Origin of the sequence: Streptomyces bauhiniae (assembly GCF_004784475.1) — a bacterium.
GTDB classification, from domain to species: Bacteria; Actinomycetota; Actinomycetes; order Streptomycetales; family Streptomycetaceae; genus Streptomyces; species Streptomyces seoulensis.
This window is the reverse complement of record NZ_SRRT01000001.1, coordinates 930,568-946,784: the sequence shown is the minus strand read 5'-3', so window position 1 is coordinate 946,784 and position 16,217 is coordinate 930,568. Positions and strand designations below refer to the sequence as shown.

Here is a 16,217-nt window from a genome sequence, read left to right as displayed (position 1 = left end):
TTCCAGGGGTCAGTCGAACTGGTCGCCGAGGGCCATGATCATCGTCCCGGCTATCAGCAGCCAGAGGGCCCGGCGGGTGCGGCCCCGGGCGCCGAGGAGGGCGGCGGCCGCGCAGACGGCGGCGCCGGTGGCGTACGCGGCGGGGACCAGGGCGGGGGCGGGGCCGGTCAGGCGGAGCAGGGCGGCGGCGACCCCGGCGAGGGTGAGGAGGGCGCCGGTGCCGGTGGCGAGCCAGCGGGCGCGGCGGGCCTCGTCGTAGAACTCGGCGTCGTCCACGGCGTCCATGGCGTCCTCTTCGGGCCGTACGACGGGTTCCGCCCGTTCCGCCTCCTCGGCCTCGGCGGGTCCGGCGACGGAATCGGTACGTCCACTCATGGCGGGCGAGCGTAGCGCCTGCGGGTCGCGCGCCTTTTCGCGGCCCCCGGAAAGCGGACGTGGCCCCGGAGGATCGACCTCCGGGGCCACGTTGCAGCGCGGGACTCAGCCCTCGCTCACGCCCAGCCGGTCCAGGATCAGCTCCTTGACGCGGGCGGCGTCGGCCTGGCCGCGGGTGGCCTTCATGACCGCGCCGACCAGCGCGCCGGCCGCCGCCACCTTGCCGCCGCGGATCTTGTCCGCGATGGCCGGGTTGCCGGCGATGGCCTCGTCGACGGCGGTGGTCAGCGCACCCTCGTCGGAGACGACCTTCAGACCGCGCTTCTCCACGACCTCGTCCGGCGTGCCCTCACCGGCGAGGACGCCCTCGATGACCTGGCGGGCCAGCTTGTCGTTCAGGTCGCCGGAGGTCACCAGCTCGGTGACCCGCGCGACCTGCACCGGCGTGATCGCCAGCTCGTCCAGCGCCTTCTGGGACTCGTTGGCGCTGCGCGCCAGCTCGCCCATCCACCACTTGCGGGCGGAGGCCGCGTCGGCACCGGCGTCGATGGTGGCGACGATCAGGTCCAGCGCACCGGCGTTGGTGATCGACTGCATGTCGGTGGCCGAGATGCCCCACTCCGCCAGCAGGCGGGTACGGCGGGCCAGCGGCAGCTCGGGCAGCGCGGCGCGGATCTTCTCGACCCACTCGCGGGACGGCGCCACCGGGACGAGGTCGGGCTCCGGGAAGTACCGGTAGTCCTCGGCCTCCTCCTTCACGCGGCCCGAGGTCGTCGACCCGGTGTCCTCGTGGAAGTGGCGGGTCTCCTGGACGATCGTGCCGCCGCCGTCGAGCACGGCCGCGTGGCGCATGATCTCGAAGCGGGCGGCGCGCTCGACCGAGCGCAGCGAGTTGACGTTCTTCGTCTCGGAGCGCGTACCGAACTTCTCCCGGCCGTGCGGGCGCAGCGACAGGTTCACGTCGCAGCGCATCTGGCCCATCTCCATCCGCGCCTCGGAGACACCGAGCGCCCGGATGACCTCGCGCAGCTCGCGGACGTAGGCGCGCGCGACCTCGGGAGCCCGCTCGCCCGCGCCCTCGATGGGCTTGGTGACGATCTCGATGAGCGGGATGCCCGCGCGGTTGTAGTCCAGCAGGGAGTGGGACGCGCCGTGGATCCGGCCGGTGGCGCCGCCGACGTGCGTCGACTTGCCGGTGTCCTCCTCCATGTGGGCGCGCTCGATCTCCACGCGGAAGGTCTCCCCGTCCTCCAGCTGCACGTCGAGGTAACCGTCGAAGGCGATCGGCTCGTCGTACTGGGAGGTCTGGAAGTTCTTCGGCATGTCCGGATAGAAGTAGTTCTTCCGGGCGAAGCGGCACCACTCGGCGATCGAGCAGTTCAGCGCGAGGCCGATCTTGATCGCGGACTCGACGCCGGTCGCGTTGACGACCGGGAGCGCGCCGGGCATGCCGAGGCAGACCGGGCAGGTCTGCGAGTTGGGCTCGGCGCCCAGCTCGGTCGAACAGCCGCAGAACATCTTGGTGTGGGTGCCGAGTTCGACATGGACCTCAAGGCCCATGACGGGGTCGTACGACGACAGCGCGTCCTCGTACGACACCAGGTCGGTCGTGGTGGTCACGGTGAAAACTTCCCTCTCAGCCCAGCAGGACGTCGTCGTCGCCCAGCCGCTTCAGCTCGCGGTAGAGGATGGCGAGGCCGGTGACGATGGCGACGGCGGACGCGGCGGCGTCGATCAGGCGCAGCGTGTCCTGCTCCGACCGGGCCTTCTTGATCTGCTTGGCCACGCCGACCGCGCTGAACGCGGTGCCGGCCATGGACAGGTACGTGCCGGACCTCGACTGCTTGAAGCCCTTGGCCTTGTTCAGTGCGCTCACAGCGACGGTGCCTCCTCGATCAACGGGTGACCCCACTTTTCCACGAAGGCGGCCTCGACGGCGGCGCCGACCTTGTACAGCCTGTCGTCCTTCAGCGCCGGGGCGATGATCTGGAGGCCGACGGGGAGGTTGTCCTCCGGGGCGAGACCGCACGGCAGCGACATGGCCGCGTTGCCCGCGAGGTTCGTCGGGATGGTGCACAGGTCCGCGAGGTACATCGCCATCGGGTCGTCGGCGCGCTCGCCGATCGGGAAGGCGGTGGTCGGCGTCGTCGGGGAGACGATCACGTCGACCTGCTCGAACGCCTTCTCGAACTCCTGCGTGATGAGGGTGCGGACCTTCTGCGCGGAGCCGTAGTAGGCGTCGTAGTAGCCGCTGGAGAGGGCGTACGTGCCGAGCATGATGCGGCGCTTGACCTCGGCGCCGAAGCCGGCCTCGCGGGTGAGCGAGGTGACCTCCTCGGCCGAGTGGGTGCCGTCGTCGCCGACCCGGCGGCCGTAGCGCAGGCCGTCGAAGCGGGCGAGGTTGGACGAGCACTCGGACGGCGCGATCAGGTAGTACGCCGACAGCGCGAGGTCGAAGGACGGGCAGTCCAGCTCGACGATCTCGGCGCCCAGCTCCTTGAGCAGCTCGACGGACTCGTCGAAGCGCTGCAGGACACCGGCCTGGTAGCCCTCGCCGCGGAACTGCTTGACGACGCCGACCCGCATCCCCGCCACCGAGCCGTTGCGCGCGGCCTCGACGACCGGCGGTACGGGGGCGTCGATGGAGGTGGAGTCCAGCGGGTCGTGGCCCGCGATGACCTCGTGCAGCAGGGCCGTGTCCAGCACCGTGCGGGCGCAGGGGCCGCCTTGGTCCAGGGAGGAGGAGAAGGCCACCATGCCGTAGCGGGAGACCGAGCCGTAGGTCGGCTTGACGCCGACGGTGCCGGTGACGGCGGCCGGCTGGCGGATGGAGCCGCCGGTGTCGGTGCCGATGGCGAGCGGGGCCTCGTAGGCGGCGAGCGCGGCGGCGGAGCCGCCTCCGGAGCCGCCGGGGATCTTGGTGAGGTCCCAGGGGTTGCCGGTCGGGCCGTAGGCGCTGCTCTCGGTGGAGGACCCCATGGCGAACTCGTCCATGTTGGTCTTGCCGAGGATGACGACGTCGGCGGCCTTCAGCCGCTTGGTGAGCGTCGCGTCGTACGGCGGGAGCCAGCCCTCGAGGATCTTCGAGCCGACGGTGGTCGGCACGCCCTCGGTGGTGAAGATGTCCTTCAGCGCGAGCGGGACGCCGGCCAGCGGGCCGAGCTTCTCGCCGCGGGCGCGCTTGGCGTCCACGGCGCGCGCCTGGGCGAGGGCGCCCTCGCGGTCGACGTGCAGGAAGGCGTGCACCTTCTCGTCGACGGCCTCGATGCGCGCCAGGTGTGCCTCGGCGACCTCGACGGCCGTCAGCTCGCCGGAGGCGATCTTCTCGGCGGTCTCGGCGGCCGTGAGCTTGATGATGTCGGTCATGACTTCTTAGTCCTCCCCCAGGATCTGCGGCACCTTGAAACGCTGCTGCTCCTGGGCGGGGGCGCCGGAGAGCGCCTGCGCGGGGGTGAGCGAGGGACGGACCTCGTCCGCCCGCATGACGTTCGTCAGCGGGAGCGGGTGCGAGGTCGGCGGTACGTCTTGGTCGGCGACCTCGCTGACGCGGGCGACCGCGCCGATGATGTCGTCGAGCTGGCCGGCGAAGTGGTCGAGCTCTTCGGGCTTCAGCTCCAGACGCGCCAGCCGGGCGAGGTGGGCGACCTCCTCGCGCGTGATGCCAGGCATGCAGCGATCCTCTGGGGTGAGTGTGTGTGGTTTGGGCCAATCCTATGGGTCGGGGGCCGGTCACCGTTAAACGGTTTCCCCGGGCCCCCTCGTCAGGGGAAACGTTCCCCCGGCTTGAGCCGGGGGCTACTCCCCCGCCGGGAGCGCCGCGCGGGGCCGCTGCCAGCCGCGGGGGCCGCGGGCCTGCAGCCAGGCCGTGGTCTCCTCGGGCGGCATCGCGGCGGCCACCAGCCACCCCTGTACGGCGTCGCAGCGCAGGTCGCGCAGGTGTTCCCAGGTCTCGTCGTCCTCGACGCCCTCGGCGACGACCACCAGGCCGAGCGAGTGCGCGAGGTCGACCGTGCAGCGCACGATCGCGGCGTCCTCGGCGTCCACCGCGAGCCGGGCCACGAAGGACCGGTCGATCTTCAGTTCGCTGACCGGCAGCCGCCGCAGGTGGACCAGGGAGGAGTAGCCGGTGCCGAAGTCGTCCAGGGACATCTTCACGCCGTGTCCGGCGAGCGCGGCCAGGGTGTCGGCGGCCCGCTGCGGGTCCTCCAGCAGGACGTGCTCGGTGATCTCCAGTTGCAGCGCCCCCGCCGGGACCCCGTGCCGGGCCAGCCGGGCGGCGACGGAACCGGCGAAGCCGGGGGTGTGCACGTCGCGCGGGGAGACGTTCACCGCGACCGGCACCCTCAGCCCCTGCTCGCGCCAGCGGGCGACCTGCGCGAGGGCGGTCTCCAGCACGTACTCGGTGAGGTGGGGCATCAGCCCGGAGGACTCGGCTATCGCGATGAACTCGTCCGGCGGGACCTTGCCCCGCTCCGGGTGCACCCAGCGCACCAGGGCCTCCAGGCCGGCCACCTGGCCGTCGAAGCGGACCTTGGGCTGGTAGTGCAACTGGACCTCGTGCGCGTCCAGCGCCCGGCGCAGATCGCCCAGCAGGGCCAGCCGGTCGGGGGTGTTGGAGTCCCGCTTGGACTCGTACGCCTCCACGCCGGAGCGGTCCCGCTTGGCCTGGTACATCGCCACGTCCGCGCGGCGCAGCATGCCCTCGGCGTCCAGCGCGTGGTCGGGGAAGACGGCGACGCCCGCGCTGGCCTCCAGCACGAGCGTGAGTCCGTCGAGGTCGAGGGGCGAGCCCAGCGTAGTGACCAGCCCGCGCGCGATGCGGGTGGCCGACGTGGTGGAGTCGGCCACCGGCAGTAAGACGGCGAACTCGTCCCCGCCCAGCCGCGCGGCCTCCGCTCCGTCCGGCAGGGCGTTCTTGAGCCGGTCCGCGATCTGCAACAGCAGCCGGTCACCGGCGAGATGGCCGAGGGTGTCGTTGACCGACCGGAAGCGGTCGAGGTCGATCAGCATCAACGCCGAGCGGGCGCCGATGCGTTCGGCGTCGTCCAGCGCGGTCCAGATGCGCTCCAGCAGCCACTGCCGGTTGGGCAGCCCGGTCAGCGGGTCGCGCAACTGCTCCTCCGCGCGGGCCCGCGCCATCCACAGGGTGGAGTCGAGCGCGATCAGCGGGATGACGAACAGCGGCAGCAGCACCGGCCGGGCGTCGGCGACCACGCACACCAGCGGCGCGATGCCGAGCAGCGCGACGGCGACGAGGCCCTGCCGGACCAGGGCGGTACGGGCGATGGTGGGCACCCCGCCCCCGCGCGGGGCGTGCAGATACCAGAGCAGTCCCCGGCTGACGACGAGGTAGGCGCCCGCGGCGAGCACCACCTCGGGTACGGTGCCGAGTCCCCAACTGCCGGGCCGCCAGGGCTCCTCGACGCTGCCGACCCGGCCGAAGGCGCCGAGCACCAGGGCGCCGGCGCCGATGGCGAGGATGTCCACCGCGCCGTGCAGCAGGCCCTCGCGGCGGCAGTTGCGCCGGGCGGCGCCGACCAGCACGACGACGGTGAGGCTGACCAGTCCGGCCGGGACCCAGCCGTACAGCAGCAGGGTGGCGAGGGTGAGGGCGGCGCCGGAGGCGGTGCCGCCGCTCCAGCGGGCCCGGCCCAGCATGACGAGATGGCCGACGACGAGGCCGGTGAGCAGCGCCAGCGCCCATCCGGCCGTACCGGCGGGGAAGAGTGCGTGGCCGCCGCTGAAGGCGCCGTAGAGCCCGGCGCCGAGGGCGAGCGCGGCCGCTCCGGCGAGGACGGCGGGCAACGTCGGTATTCTCGCGCGCCCTTGACCGTCCGGGGGCGGTCCGAGGTCGGCGGCGAGGACCACCGCCGCGTGCGGATCGACGCCGTCGGCGCGGGAGTCGGGTCCCGCGCGGTCCTTGCCGTGCCCGGTCCACCGGTTCCCCCGCCACGCGCCCGCGCGGCGGCGCAGGCGCGGCCGCGAGCCGGGGGCGGCGCTCTCGGTCGGTTCCATTCCCGTCCCTCTCACAGCCGGCGGTGCCCACGCCACGCGGCCCTGGCCCCGAGGACCCTCAGCGGCTCGGCGGTTAAAAGCCCTTCCCCGTGCCGGCTGTCGGGCACGGGGATGCACCGGCCGCGGCTGGGCACGGCGGGCGCACCCCTCAACAGTAGGCCGCGGAGGGCTTCCTCGGGCAGCGGTCGTGGACGGTCGCCCGAATGCGTACGGGCCACCCGTATGCATCTGATATGCGCCGTACGGGTGGCCTTCAACCGCTACTCCCCGGTCGGAAGCGCGACTTCGGCCGCGGCCTCGGGTCCGCGCTCCAGCAGGACGGTGAATCCGTCCTCGTCGAGCACCGGCACCTTGAGCTGCATCGCCTTGTCGTACTTGGAGCCGGGGTTGTCGCCGACGACCACGAAGGAGGTCTTCTTGGAGACGGACCCGGTCACCTTGGCGCCCCGGCTCTGAAGCGCGTCCTTGGCGCCGTCACGGGTGAAGTTCTCCAGCGTGCCGGTGACGACGACGGTCATCCCCTCCAGCGGGCGCGGCCCCTCGTCCTCGCCGGTGGCCTCCTCCTCCAGCGGGACGCCGGCCGCCTTCCACTTACGCACGATCTCGCGGTGCCAGTCCTCGGCGAACCACTCCTTGAGCGCGGCCGCGATGATGGGGCCGACCCCGTCGGTGGCGGCCAGCTCCTCCTCGGTGGCCGCCTCGATGCGGTCGATGGACCGGAACTCGCGGGCGAGCGCCTGGGCGGCGACGGGGCCGACGTGCCGGATGGAGAGGCCGTTGATGAACCGGGCGAGCGGGCGCTGCTTGGCCGCCTCGATGTGCTCCAGCAGGGAGAGGGTGTTCTTCTTCGGCTCGCCCTTCTGGTTGGCGAAGACGGTGACGACCTTCTCCTCGCCGGTCTTCGGGTCGCGCTTGGGCAGGCCGCTGTCGGGGTCCAGCACATGCGCCTTGATGGGCAGCAGCTTCTCCACCGTGAGGTCGAAGAGGTCGCCCTCGTCCACCAGTGGCGGGTCGGCGGGCTCCAGGGGCCGGGTGAGCGCGGCGGCGGCGACCCCGCCGAAGTGCTCGATGTCCAGGCATTCGCGCCCCGCCAAGTAGGCGACCCGCTCCCGCAACTGGGCCGGGCAGGTGCGGGCGTTGGGGCAGCGGAGGTCGATGTCGCCCTCCTTCATGGGCCGCAGCGTCGTGCCGCACTCCGGGCACTCGCCGGGCATCACGAACTCCCGCTCGCTGCCGTCCCGGAGGTCGGCGACGGGCCCGAGGATCTCCGGGATGACGTCACCGGCCTTGCGCAGCACCACGGTGTCCCCGATGAGCACGCCCTTGGCCTTGACGACCTCCTGGTTGTGCAGGGTGGCGAACTCCACCTCGCTGCCCGCCACCGTGACCGGCTCGACCTGGGCGTACGGGGTGACGCGGCCGGTGCGGCCGACGCCCACCTTGATGTCGATCAGCTTGGTGTTGACCTCCTCCGGCGCGTACTTGTACGCGATGGCCCAGCGCGGGGCACGCGCGGTGGAGCCGAGCCGGCCCTGGAGGCGGATCTCGTCGAGCTTGACGACGACCCCGTCGATCTCGTGGTCCACGGAGTGCCGGTGCTCGCCGTAGTAGGCGATGAACTCCCGTACGCCGTCGAGGCCGTCGACCACGCGGTTGTGCGGGGAGGTGGGCAGGCCCCAGGTCTTCAGCAGGTCGTACGCCTCGGACAGCCGGGTCAGGCCGGTGAAGCCCTCGTGGGCGCCGATGCCGTGGACGACCATGTGCAGCGGCCGGCTGGCGGTGACGCGGGGGTCCTTCTGGCGGAGCGAACCGGCGGCCGCGTTGCGGGGGTTGGCGAAGGGCTTCTCCCCGGCTGCGACCAGACGCTCGTTCAGTTCCAGGAACTTGTCCATCGGGAAGTAGACCTCGCCGCGGATCTCGACGAGGTCGGGCACCTTGTCGCCCTGGAGGCGGTCGGGGATGTCGGTGATGGTGCGGACGTTGGGCGTGATGTCCTCACCGGTGCGGCCGTCGCCCCTCGTCGCGGCGCGGGTGAGGCGGCCGTGCTCGTAGGTGAGGTTGACGGCGAGTCCGTCGACCTTCAGCTCGCACAGGAAGTGGTAGGTCTGGTCGCCGAGTTCGCGGGCGATGCGGTCGGCCCAGGCGGCGAGTTCCTCGTCGTTGAAGGTGTTGTCCAGGGACAGCATCCGCTCGCGGTGCGCGACCGCGGTGAACTCGGTCTCGTAGGACCCGGCGACCTTCTGGGTGGGCGAGTCCGGGGTGCGCAGCTCCGGGAACTCCTCCTCCAGGGCCTCCAGGGACTTCAGGAGCTGGTCGAACTCCGCGTCGCTGACGACGGGAGCGTCCTTCACGTAGTACCGGAAGCGGTGCTCCTCGACCTGCTCCGCGAGCCGCCCGTGCCTCTCGCGCGCCTCGGCGGGCACCGCCGTCGTCGCCGCTTGCTTGTCGCCGGCCACCGTAGTGTCCTCCCGTTACTCAGGGTTGTCCGCGAGGGATCTCGCCGCCCGGACGCAGTGGGCGAGCGCCTGGCGGGCGAAGGCGGGGGAAGCACCCGCGAGACCGCACGTGGGCGTGACCGTGACCGCCTCCGCGAGCAGCCCCGGCCGCAGCCCCAGCCTGCGCCACAGCGTCCTGACACCCATGACGCTACCGGCAGGGTCTGACAATGCCGTGTCCGTCCCCGGCACGACACCGGCGAACAGCCGGGTGCCGCCCTCGACGGCCTCCCCGATCGCGTCGTCGTCACGCTCGGTGAGGAGGTCGAAGTCGAAGGAGACGGCGTCGGTGCCCGCGCGGCGCAGCAGCGCGAACGGCACGTCGGGGGCGCAGGAGTGGACGACGGTGGGGCCGTTCCCGCTCGCGCCGAGCACCTCGCGCAGCCCGGACTCCACGACCTGCCGGTCCACGGCCCGGTGGGTGCGGTAGCCGCTGGCGGTGCGGATCTGGCCGCGCAGCACGGCGGTGAGGGAGGGCTCGTCGAGCTGGAGCACCACGCGGGCGCCCGGAATGCGGCGGCGGACGTCGGCCAGGTGCAGGCGCAGGCCCTCGGCGAGCGAGGCGGTGAGGTCGCGGCAGGCGCCGGGGTCGGACAGCACCGCCTCGCCGTTGCGCAGTTCCAGCGCGGCGGCCAGCGTCCAGGGGCCGACCGCCTGCACCTTGAGGTCGCCCTCGTAGCCCTGGGTGAACTCCTCCAGGGCGTCGAGGTCCTGGCGCAGCCACGCGTGCGCGCGCCGGGTGTCGCGGCCGGGCCGGTCGGACAGCCGCCAGCCGCTGGGCTCCACGCGCGCGTACAGCTCGACGAGCATCCCGGCGGTGCGGCCGATCATGTCGGCGCCGGGGCCGCGCGCGGGCAGCTCGGCGAGGTACGGGAAGTCCTCCAGGCTGCCGGTGACGGTCTTGGCGGCCTCGCGCGCGTCCCCGCCGGGCATCGAGCCGACGCCGGTGGCCGCGGGGAAGGTGACCTGGGTGTTCTCACTCACCCCGGCAGGGTATGCCGTACGGCGGGCGGGCGCGTCAGCGGCCGGGGCGCACGGTCAGGTCGTTGATCTCGGCGTCCCTGGGCAGGTCCAGGGCGAGCAGGATCGTGTCCGCGACCGACTCGGGGTCGATGAACCGCGCGGGGTCGTACTCCTTGCCCTCCTGCTGGTGCACCTTGGCCTGCATGGGGCTGGCGGTGCGGCCGGGGTAGACGGAGCCGACCCGGACGCCGTTGCCGTGCTCCTCCTGGCGCAGCGAGTCCGCGAGCGCCTTCAGCCCGTGCTTGGAGGCGGCGTACGCGGACCAGCCGGCGTGGGCGTTGAGTCCGGCGCCGGAGTTGACGAAGAGCACCTGGCCGCGGGCGGTGCGGAGCTGGGGCAGGAAGTGCCGGGTCAGCTCGGCGGGCGCGATCAGGTTGACATTGAGCTGGTGGCGCCAGGACTTGGGGGTGAGGTCCCCGACGTCCCCGAGGTCGACGACCCCGGCGATGTGCAGCAGCGAGTCCACCCGGTCCGGCAGCGACTGGTGGGAGAAGGCCCAGGACAGCTTGTCGGGGTCGGCGAGGTCGCCCACCAGGGTGGTGGCGCCGGGGAACTCGGCCGCCAGCTCCTTGGCGCGGCCCGCGTCGCGCGCGTGCAGCACGAGGTCGTCCCCGCGCGCGTGCAGCCGGCGGGCGACGGCGGCGCCGATGCCGGAACCGGCGCCGGTGATCACATGAGTAGCCATGCCCGCCATGGTCGCATCAGCCCGCGGCGAGGGACTCCTCCAGGTGGGCCAGGGCGGCGGCAGGGCCGTCGGCGAAGTACATCAGCTCCGACAGCGGGCGCGGCAGGAAGCCCTCGGCCTCCATGCGGCGGAACTGCTGCTCCAGGCCGTCGTAGAAGCCGGCGGTGTTGAGCAGCACGACGGGCTTGGCGGTGCGGCCGTGCTTCTTCAGCTCCAGGATCTCGGTGGCCTCGTCCAGGGTGCCGGTGCCGCCGACCATGATGACCACCGCGTCGGCCTTCTCCAGCAGCAGCCGCTTGCGCTCGGCGAGGTCGGCGGCGATCACCATCTCGTCCGCGCCGGGCCGGGCGACCGCCGAGAGGAACTCCACGGAGACGCCCACGAGCCTGCCTCCGGCCTCCTGCACGCCGTCCGCGACCACCTTCATCAGGCCGGAGTCCGAGCCGCCCCAGACGAGCGTGTGGCCGCCCTTGCCGATGAGTTCCCCGAACTCCCGCGCGGGGCGCGTGTAGCGCTCGTCGAGGTCGGCGGCGGAGAGGAAGACGCAGATGTTCATGGAGCCCACGGTACGCGGGCACGCGGGAACAACGGCGGCCCCTCCCGTGCTGTCCGGGTATGGCACACGGACACACGATCACCATCGAAGAGGGCGAGCAGCGCGTGCGCGTCGTGCACGACGGCCAGGTGCTCGCGGAGACCGACCGCCCCCTCGTGCTGCACGAGACGGGCTGTCCGCCCCGGTACTACCTCCCCGCCGAGGACGTCCGGCTCGATCTGCTGACCGAGTCGGACACCCACACCGACTGCCCCTTCAAGGGCACGGCGTCCTACTGGTCGCTGCCGGACGCGCCCGATCTGGTGTGGGCGTACCCGGACCCGAAGCCGGAGGTGGCCCGGATCAAGGACCACTACTGCTTCTACGACCCCGAAGTGGCCTGACGGCGCGGCGCGCCGTGTCGTGACCGGTGACTCCGGCACCCGTACGGCAGTGTCCACGGGCATGGACAAGAAGACGACTTCCGTCGACGGGACCTCGCTCGCGTACCGCGTGACCGGCGAGGGGCCCACGGTCATCCTGGTCAGCGGGGCGATGTCCACCGGGCTCACGCTCGCCCCGCTGGCGGCGGCGCTCGCGGATCGCTGCCGGGCCGTCGTCTACGACCGCCGGGGCCGGGGCGCGAGCGGTGACACGGCGCCGTACGCGGTCGATCGCGAGGTGGAGGACCTGGCGGCCCTCCTTACGGCGGTGGGCGGCGAGGCGGCGCTCTTCGGGCTGTCCTCGGGCGGCGCGCTGGCCCTGCTGGCGGCCGCGAGCGGTCTGCCGGTGACCCGGGCGGCGGTCTACGAGGTGCCGTTCAACGACTTCCTGCCCGAGGGCCCGGAACGCCAGGTGGCGTACGCGGCGGCCCTGGACGTAGCGCTGGCGGCGGGCGACCGGGGCGGGGCGGCGGAGCTGTTCCTGCGGCTGACCGGGCTGGGCGAGGAGATGATCCAGCGGGCCCGCCAGTCCCCCATGTGGCCCGGCCTGGAGCAGGTCGCGCCGAGCCTCGCGTACGACGCCGCCCTGATGGGCGACGGCCTGCTCCCGGCGGAGCTGCTCTCCCGCGTCCCGGTGCCGGTGCTGTCGGTGACGGGCAGCCTGAGCCCAGAGTGGCTGCGCGCGGGCGCCCGCGCGGTCGCGGAGGCGGTGCCGGACGGCGCGTACGCGGTGCTGGAGGGGCAGACGCACGCGGTCGAGCCGGCGTTCCTCGCACCGGTGCTGGCCGACTTCGTCACTGGCTGAGCCGGGCCGGGGATCAGACCGCGGCGGCCGTGGCCCGCGTGGTCGTGGCGATGGTCGCCGAGCCGACCACGCGCGTGCCGTCGTACAGCACGATCGCCTGGCCGGGGGCGACGCCCCGGACGGGCTCGGTGAAGGTGACCCGCAGTTCGCCGTCCACCAGCTCGGCGTCGACCTCGGTCTCGCCGCCGTGGGCGCGGAGCTGGGCGGTGTAGGTGCCGGGGCCCTCGGGGGCGGTGCCGCACCAGCGGGGCTTGATCGCGGTGAGCGCGGTGACGTCGAGGGCGGCGGCGGGGCCCACGGTCACCGTGTTGTTCACCGGGGAGATGTCCAGCACGTAGCGCGGCTTGCCGTCGGGGGCGGGGGTGCCCAGGCGCAGGCCCTTGCGCTGGCCGATGGTGTAGCCGTAGGCGCCCTCGTGGGTGCCGAGCCGGTTGCCGTCCTCGTCCACGATGTCGCCCTCGGCCTTGCCGAGCCGGCCGGCGAGGAAGCCCTGGGTGTCGCCGTCGGCGATGAAGCAGATGTCGTGCGAGTCGGGCTTCTTGGCGACGGCCAGGCCCCGGCGCTCCGCCTCGGCGCGGATCTCGTCCTTGGTGGTGACGGTGTCCCCGAGCGGGAACAGGGCGTGCGCGAGCTGGCGGTCGTCCAGCACGCCGAGCACGTAGGACTGGTCCTTGGCCATGTCGGAGGCGCGGTGCAGCTCGCGGTTGCCGTCCTCGTCCACCAGCACCTTGGCGTAGTGGCCGGTGCAGACCGCGTCGAAGCCGAGCGCGAGCGCCTTGTCCAGCAGCGCGGCGAACTTGATCTTCTCGTTGCAGCGCAGGCACGGGTTGGGGGTGCGGCCGGCCTCGTACTCGGCGATGAAGTCCTCCACGACGTCCTCGCGGAAGCGGTCGGCGAGGTCCCAGACGTAGAACGGGATGCCGATGACGTCGGCGGCGCGGCGGGCGTCGCGCGAGTCCTCGATGGTGCAGCAGCCCCGCGCGCCGGTCCGGAAGGATTGCGGGTTGGCGGAGAGCGCGAGGTGGACACCGGTCACGTCGTGACCGGCTTCCGCGGCACGCGCGGCGGCGACGGCGGAGTCCACGCCACCGGACATGGCGGCGAGGACGCGGAGGGGGCGCGGCGAGGTCTCAGTCATAGCCCTTCCAGGGTACGGGGCCGCGGGAACCGGGGACGCCGGGTGTGCGTTGGTGATCAGGAGGGGTTCGGCGGAATCGGGGCGTACGGGGTGGAGATGGACGACGGGGATCGCAGACTGGGCCGGCGCGCGCTGCTCATCGGAGGTGCGGTGGCCGCGGCGGGGGCGGCTGCGCTGGCGCACGACGAGCTTTCGCGGCTGTACTGGCGCCTGCCGGGCGTGGAGCGGCAGCGGGTGCCGGGCGCGGTGGACTTCGCGGGCGCCCGCTGGGTGGCGGCCTCCCCGGCCAACTACCGGCACGCGGACCGCCCGGACGACTACCCGGTGGACCGGGTGGTCGTCCATGTCACCCAGGGCGGGTACGCGTCGGCGGTGAAGGTGTTCCAGGACCCGGCGCACCAGGCGGCGGCGCACTACATCGTGCGCGCGGACGGCCGGGTCACCCAGCTCATCCGCGAGCTGGACGTGGCCTTCCACGCGGGCAACCGGTCCTTCAACGAGCGCAGTGTCGGCATCGAGCACGTCGGCTTCGTGGACGACCCGAAGTCCTTCACGGACGCGATGTACGCCTCCTCGGCCCGGCTGACGGCCGCCATATGCGCGCGGTACGGCATGCCGGTCGACCGGGAGCACGTCATCGGCCACGTCGAGGTGCCGGGCACGGACCACACGGACCCCGGCCCGCACTGGGACTGGGACCGGTACATACGGCTGGCGCGCGGGGCCCGTACGGCGCTCGGGAAGACCTCGGCCTAGACGGCGGTCAGCGGTCGCGCACATTCCGTTCGCGCAGTTCCGTGACCACGCGGGCCACGGTGGTGAAGTCGTCGTCCAGGTGCAGGACGGTCAGATCGTGGTGAACCGCGGTGGCGCAGACGAGCAGGTCAATGGCGCCGGCCGATCGATGCTGCCCCTTCTGCGTCAGCTTGTACTGAGCCGTGTCGACCCAGCGCCAGGCACCCTTCGGCACGGGAGCGAGGGAGCAGAGCGTGTCCAGCTCGTCGGCGAGTTCGTCACGGTGCGCGGAGTTCACGGCCGAGTACAGGAACTCGGTGCGCGTCGGCTCGGAGATCCAGAAACCGCCCGCTCCGATGTAACCCTCCCAGGACCCCAGCGCGCCCGGCGTGCGGAACAAGTACCACAGGGCGGAGGTGTCGAGCAGGAACTTGTTCACTCGGCGGCGTCCAGGCGGGCGCGCTTCGCCGCCGCGTGTGCTTGCGCGGCGGCGTCGAACTCCCCGCGTGCACCGCGTTCAGCGAGGGCCTCGGCCGCCCTGAGACGCTCGACCCGGCGCACGTACTCACGCAGGGCCGTGTTGACCGTCTCTTTCTTCGTCGTGGTTCCCATCAGCCGCATGGCCGCGGCCAGCGTTTCGTCGTCCAGGTCGATCTGCGTGACGGTCATGAGCCACCTCACCTGAAGCGCTATCGGCTATGTACATGGAGAGCATACATCGCCCACATCACATGAGGACCGACGTGCGTGAGGCCCGGCAAGGTCCGTCAAGTCAGCCCGGCCGCGCGGGCGCGTTCCACTGCGGGGCCGATGGACTTGGCGACGGCGTCCACGTCGTCCTGGGTCGAGGTGTGGCCCAGGGAGAAGCGCAGGGTGCCGCGCGCCAGGTCGGGGTCGGTGCCGGTGGCGAGGAGGACGTGGCTGGGCTGGGCGACGCCCGCGGTGCAGGCGGAGCCGGTGGAGCACTCGATGCCCTGGGCGTCCAGCAGCAGGAGCAGGGAGTCGCCCTCGCAGCCGGGGAAGGTGAAGTGCGCGTTGGCCGGCAGCCGGCCGCCGGGTGCCGGGTCGCCGCCGAGCAGCGCGTCCGGCACGGCGGCCTGTACGGCCTCCACCAGGCGGTCGCGCAGGGTGCCAATCTCGCGGGCGAACCACTCCTGCCGTTCGGCGGCGAGGCGTCCGGCGACCGCGAAGGAGGCGATGGCGGGCACGTCCAGCGTGCCGGAGCGGACATGGCGCTCCTGGCCGCCGCCGTGCAGCACGGGTACGGGGCTGTACTCGCGGCCGAGCAGCAGGGCGCCGATGCCGTAGGGGCCGCCGATCTTGTGGCCGGAGACGGTCATCGCGGCGAGCCCGGAGGCGGCGAAGCCGACCGGCACCTGGCCGAACGCCTGCACCGCGTCGGCGTGCAGCGGCACCGCGAACTCGGCCGCTACGTCGGCCAGTTCACGGACCGGCATCAGGGTGCCGATCTCGTTGTTGGCCCACATCACGGTGGCCAGCGCGACGTCGTCGGGGTTGCGGGCGATGGCCTCGCGCAGCACCTCGGGGTGGACGCGGCCGTGCGCGTCGACGGGGAGGTACTCGACGGTGGCGCCCTCGTGCTCACTCAGCCAGTGGACGGCGTCCAGCACCGCGTGGTGCTCGACGGGACTGGCCAGCACCCGGACCCGGCTGGGGTCGGCGGCGCGGCGGGCCCAGTACAGGCCCTTGACGGCGAGGTTGTCGGCCTCGGTGCCGCCGGAGGTGAACACCACCTCGCTGGGGCGGGCGCCGAGGGCCTCGGCGAGGGCTTCGCGGGACTCCTCGACGGTGCGGCGCGCCCGGCGGCCGGAGGCGTGCAGGGAGGACGCGTTGCCGGTGACGCCGAGCCGGTCGGTCAGCTCCCGCGCGGCCTCGGGAAGCATCGGCGTGGTGGCCGCGTGGTCGAGGTAAGCCATGGTGACGCCGATTCTACGGGCCGCGCGGGGG

17 protein-coding genes are annotated in these 16,217 nt (G+C 72.8%); 3 read left to right on the top strand and 14 right to left on the bottom strand.

Translation table 11 applies throughout. From position 1 onward, the window contains the following. Positions 1 to 9: 9 nt before the first annotated feature. The 10 genes from E5083_RS04485 to E5083_RS04440 all read right to left on the bottom strand — a co-directional run bounded on the left by E5083_RS04485 (position 10) and on the right by E5083_RS04440 (position 11,149). Positions 10 to 375 carry a hypothetical protein gene (locus tag E5083_RS04485; protein ID WP_208753959.1) on the bottom strand — a complete coding sequence of 122 codons (366 nt, stop codon included), beginning with the start codon at positions 373 to 375 and terminating at the stop codon, positions 10 to 12. A 105-nt stretch (positions 376 to 480) separates the two neighbouring features. Beyond that, positions 481 to 1,995 (bottom strand): Asp-tRNA(Asn)/Glu-tRNA(Gln) amidotransferase subunit GatB, encoded by a 1,515-nt coding sequence (gene gatB / locus E5083_RS04480; protein WP_135784239.1) that lies wholly within the window; start codon positions 1,993 to 1,995, stop codon positions 481 to 483. A 16-nt stretch (positions 1,996 to 2,011) separates the two neighbouring features. Further along, positions 2,012 to 2,251 carry a hypothetical protein gene (locus tag E5083_RS04475; RefSeq protein ID WP_030808328.1) on the bottom strand — a complete coding sequence of 80 codons (240 nt, stop codon included), beginning with the start codon at positions 2,249 to 2,251 and terminating at the stop codon, positions 2,012 to 2,014. Then, positions 2,248 to 3,741, bottom strand: a complete 1,494-nt coding sequence (gene gatA / locus E5083_RS04470; RefSeq protein ID WP_086696012.1) for an Asp-tRNA(Asn)/Glu-tRNA(Gln) amidotransferase subunit GatA — start codon at positions 3,739 to 3,741, stop codon at positions 2,248 to 2,250. The genes E5083_RS04475 and gatA overlap by 4 nt, the downstream gene beginning before the upstream one ends. Before the next feature lie 6 nt (positions 3,742 to 3,747). After that, a complete protein-coding gene (gene gatC / locus E5083_RS04465; RefSeq protein WP_018544665.1) occupies positions 3,748 to 4,044 on the bottom strand; it encodes an Asp-tRNA(Asn)/Glu-tRNA(Gln) amidotransferase subunit GatC in 297 nt (98 codons plus the stop codon). A gap of 126 nt (positions 4,045 to 4,170) precedes the next feature. Further along, complete coding sequence (locus E5083_RS04460; protein WP_135784238.1) at positions 4,171 to 6,390, bottom strand: putative bifunctional diguanylate cyclase/phosphodiesterase; 2,220 nt, start codon at positions 6,388 to 6,390, stop codon at positions 4,171 to 4,173. Between the two features lie 260 nt (positions 6,391 to 6,650). Then, a complete protein-coding gene (gene ligA, locus E5083_RS04455; RefSeq protein WP_135784237.1) occupies positions 6,651 to 8,846 on the bottom strand; it encodes an NAD-dependent DNA ligase LigA in 2,196 nt (731 codons plus the stop codon). A gap of 15 nt (positions 8,847 to 8,861) precedes the next feature. Then, positions 8,862 to 9,869, bottom strand: a complete 1,008-nt coding sequence (locus tag E5083_RS04450) for a methionine synthase (protein WP_135784236.1) — start codon at positions 9,867 to 9,869, stop codon at positions 8,862 to 8,864. 34 nt (positions 9,870 to 9,903) lie between these two features. Further along, entirely contained in the window at positions 9,904 to 10,593 is a 690-nt protein-coding gene (locus tag E5083_RS04445; RefSeq protein WP_208753958.1) for an SDR family oxidoreductase, read from the bottom strand. Between the two features lie 16 nt (positions 10,594 to 10,609). Then, a complete protein-coding gene (locus E5083_RS04440) occupies positions 10,610 to 11,149 on the bottom strand; it encodes an LOG family protein (RefSeq protein ID WP_135784234.1) in 540 nt (179 codons plus the stop codon). 59 nt (positions 11,150 to 11,208) lie between these two features. On the opposite strand from E5083_RS04440, the gene E5083_RS04435 reads away from it, so the two are divergent. Both E5083_RS04435 and E5083_RS04430 read left to right on the top strand, forming a co-directional pair. Further along, a complete protein-coding gene (locus E5083_RS04435) occupies positions 11,209 to 11,532 on the top strand; it encodes a DUF427 domain-containing protein (RefSeq protein ID WP_135784233.1) in 324 nt (107 codons plus the stop codon). A 61-nt stretch (positions 11,533 to 11,593) separates the two neighbouring features. After that, a complete protein-coding gene (locus E5083_RS04430) occupies positions 11,594 to 12,376 on the top strand; it encodes an alpha/beta fold hydrolase (protein WP_135784424.1) in 783 nt (260 codons plus the stop codon). 13 nt (positions 12,377 to 12,389) lie between these two features. Here the strand turns inward: E5083_RS04430 and mnmA are convergent, their stop codons facing one another. Next, a complete protein-coding gene (mnmA, locus tag E5083_RS04425; protein WP_135784232.1) occupies positions 12,390 to 13,514 on the bottom strand; it encodes a tRNA 2-thiouridine(34) synthase MnmA in 1,125 nt (374 codons plus the stop codon). A gap of 96 nt (positions 13,515 to 13,610) precedes the next feature. Between mnmA and E5083_RS04420 the strand changes: the two genes are divergently transcribed. Then, a complete protein-coding gene (locus tag E5083_RS04420; protein ID WP_135784231.1) occupies positions 13,611 to 14,270 on the top strand; it encodes an N-acetylmuramoyl-L-alanine amidase in 660 nt (219 codons plus the stop codon). Between the two features lie 7 nt (positions 14,271 to 14,277). Here the strand turns inward: E5083_RS04420 and E5083_RS04415 are convergent, their stop codons facing one another. The 3 genes from E5083_RS04415 to E5083_RS04405 all read right to left on the bottom strand — a co-directional run bounded on the left by E5083_RS04415 (position 14,278) and on the right by E5083_RS04405 (position 16,186). Next, positions 14,278 to 14,688, bottom strand: coding sequence for a PIN domain-containing protein (locus tag E5083_RS04415; RefSeq protein WP_135784230.1), 411 nt, complete (start codon positions 14,686 to 14,688; stop codon positions 14,278 to 14,280). Continuing rightward, positions 14,685 to 14,918, bottom strand: a complete 234-nt coding sequence (locus E5083_RS04410) for a type II toxin-antitoxin system VapB family antitoxin (RefSeq protein ID WP_135784229.1) — start codon at positions 14,916 to 14,918, stop codon at positions 14,685 to 14,687. Before E5083_RS04410 ends, E5083_RS04415 begins: the two co-directional genes overlap by 4 nt. Positions 14,919 to 15,016: 98 nt before the next feature. Next, the gene (locus tag E5083_RS04405; RefSeq protein WP_135784228.1) at positions 15,017 to 16,186 is read right to left on the bottom strand and encodes a cysteine desulfurase family protein; all 1,170 of its coding nucleotides are present in this window, start codon (positions 16,184 to 16,186) and stop codon (positions 15,017 to 15,019) included. Positions 16,187 to 16,217: the final 31 nt, after the last annotated feature.

Coding starts and splice junctions, on each gene's coding strand:
- E5083_RS04485 (WP_208753959.1), bottom strand. CDS start 375: ATGAGTGGACGTACCGATTCCGTCGCCGGACCCGCCGAGGCCGAGGAG.
- gatA (WP_086696012.1), bottom strand. CDS start 3,741: ATGACCGACATCATCAAGCTCACGGCCGCCGAGACCGCCGAGAAGATC.
- gatC (WP_018544665.1), bottom strand. CDS start 4,044: ATGCCTGGCATCACGCGCGAGGAGGTCGCCCACCTCGCCCGGCTGGCG.
- E5083_RS04460 (WP_135784238.1), bottom strand. CDS start 6,390: ATGGAACCGACCGAGAGCGCCGCCCCCGGCTCGCGGCCGCGCCTGCGC.
- E5083_RS04445 (WP_208753958.1), bottom strand. CDS start 10,593: ATGGCTACTCATGTGATCACCGGCGCCGGTTCCGGCATCGGCGCCGCC.
- E5083_RS04440 (WP_135784234.1), bottom strand. CDS start 11,149: ATGAACATCTGCGTCTTCCTCTCCGCCGCCGACCTCGACGAGCGCTAC.
- E5083_RS04435 (WP_135784233.1), top strand. CDS start 11,209: ATGGCACACGGACACACGATCACCATCGAAGAGGGCGAGCAGCGCGTG.
- E5083_RS04430 (WP_135784424.1), top strand. CDS start 11,594: ATGGACAAGAAGACGACTTCCGTCGACGGGACCTCGCTCGCGTACCGC.
- mnmA (WP_135784232.1), bottom strand. CDS start 13,514: ATGACTGAGACCTCGCCGCGCCCCCTCCGCGTCCTCGCCGCCATGTCC.
- E5083_RS04420 (WP_135784231.1), top strand. CDS start 13,611: ATGGACGACGGGGATCGCAGACTGGGCCGGCGCGCGCTGCTCATCGGA.
- E5083_RS04410 (WP_135784229.1), bottom strand. CDS start 14,918: ATGACCGTCACGCAGATCGACCTGGACGACGAAACGCTGGCCGCGGCC.
- E5083_RS04405 (WP_135784228.1), bottom strand. CDS start 16,186: ATGGCTTACCTCGACCACGCGGCCACCACGCCGATGCTTCCCGAGGCC.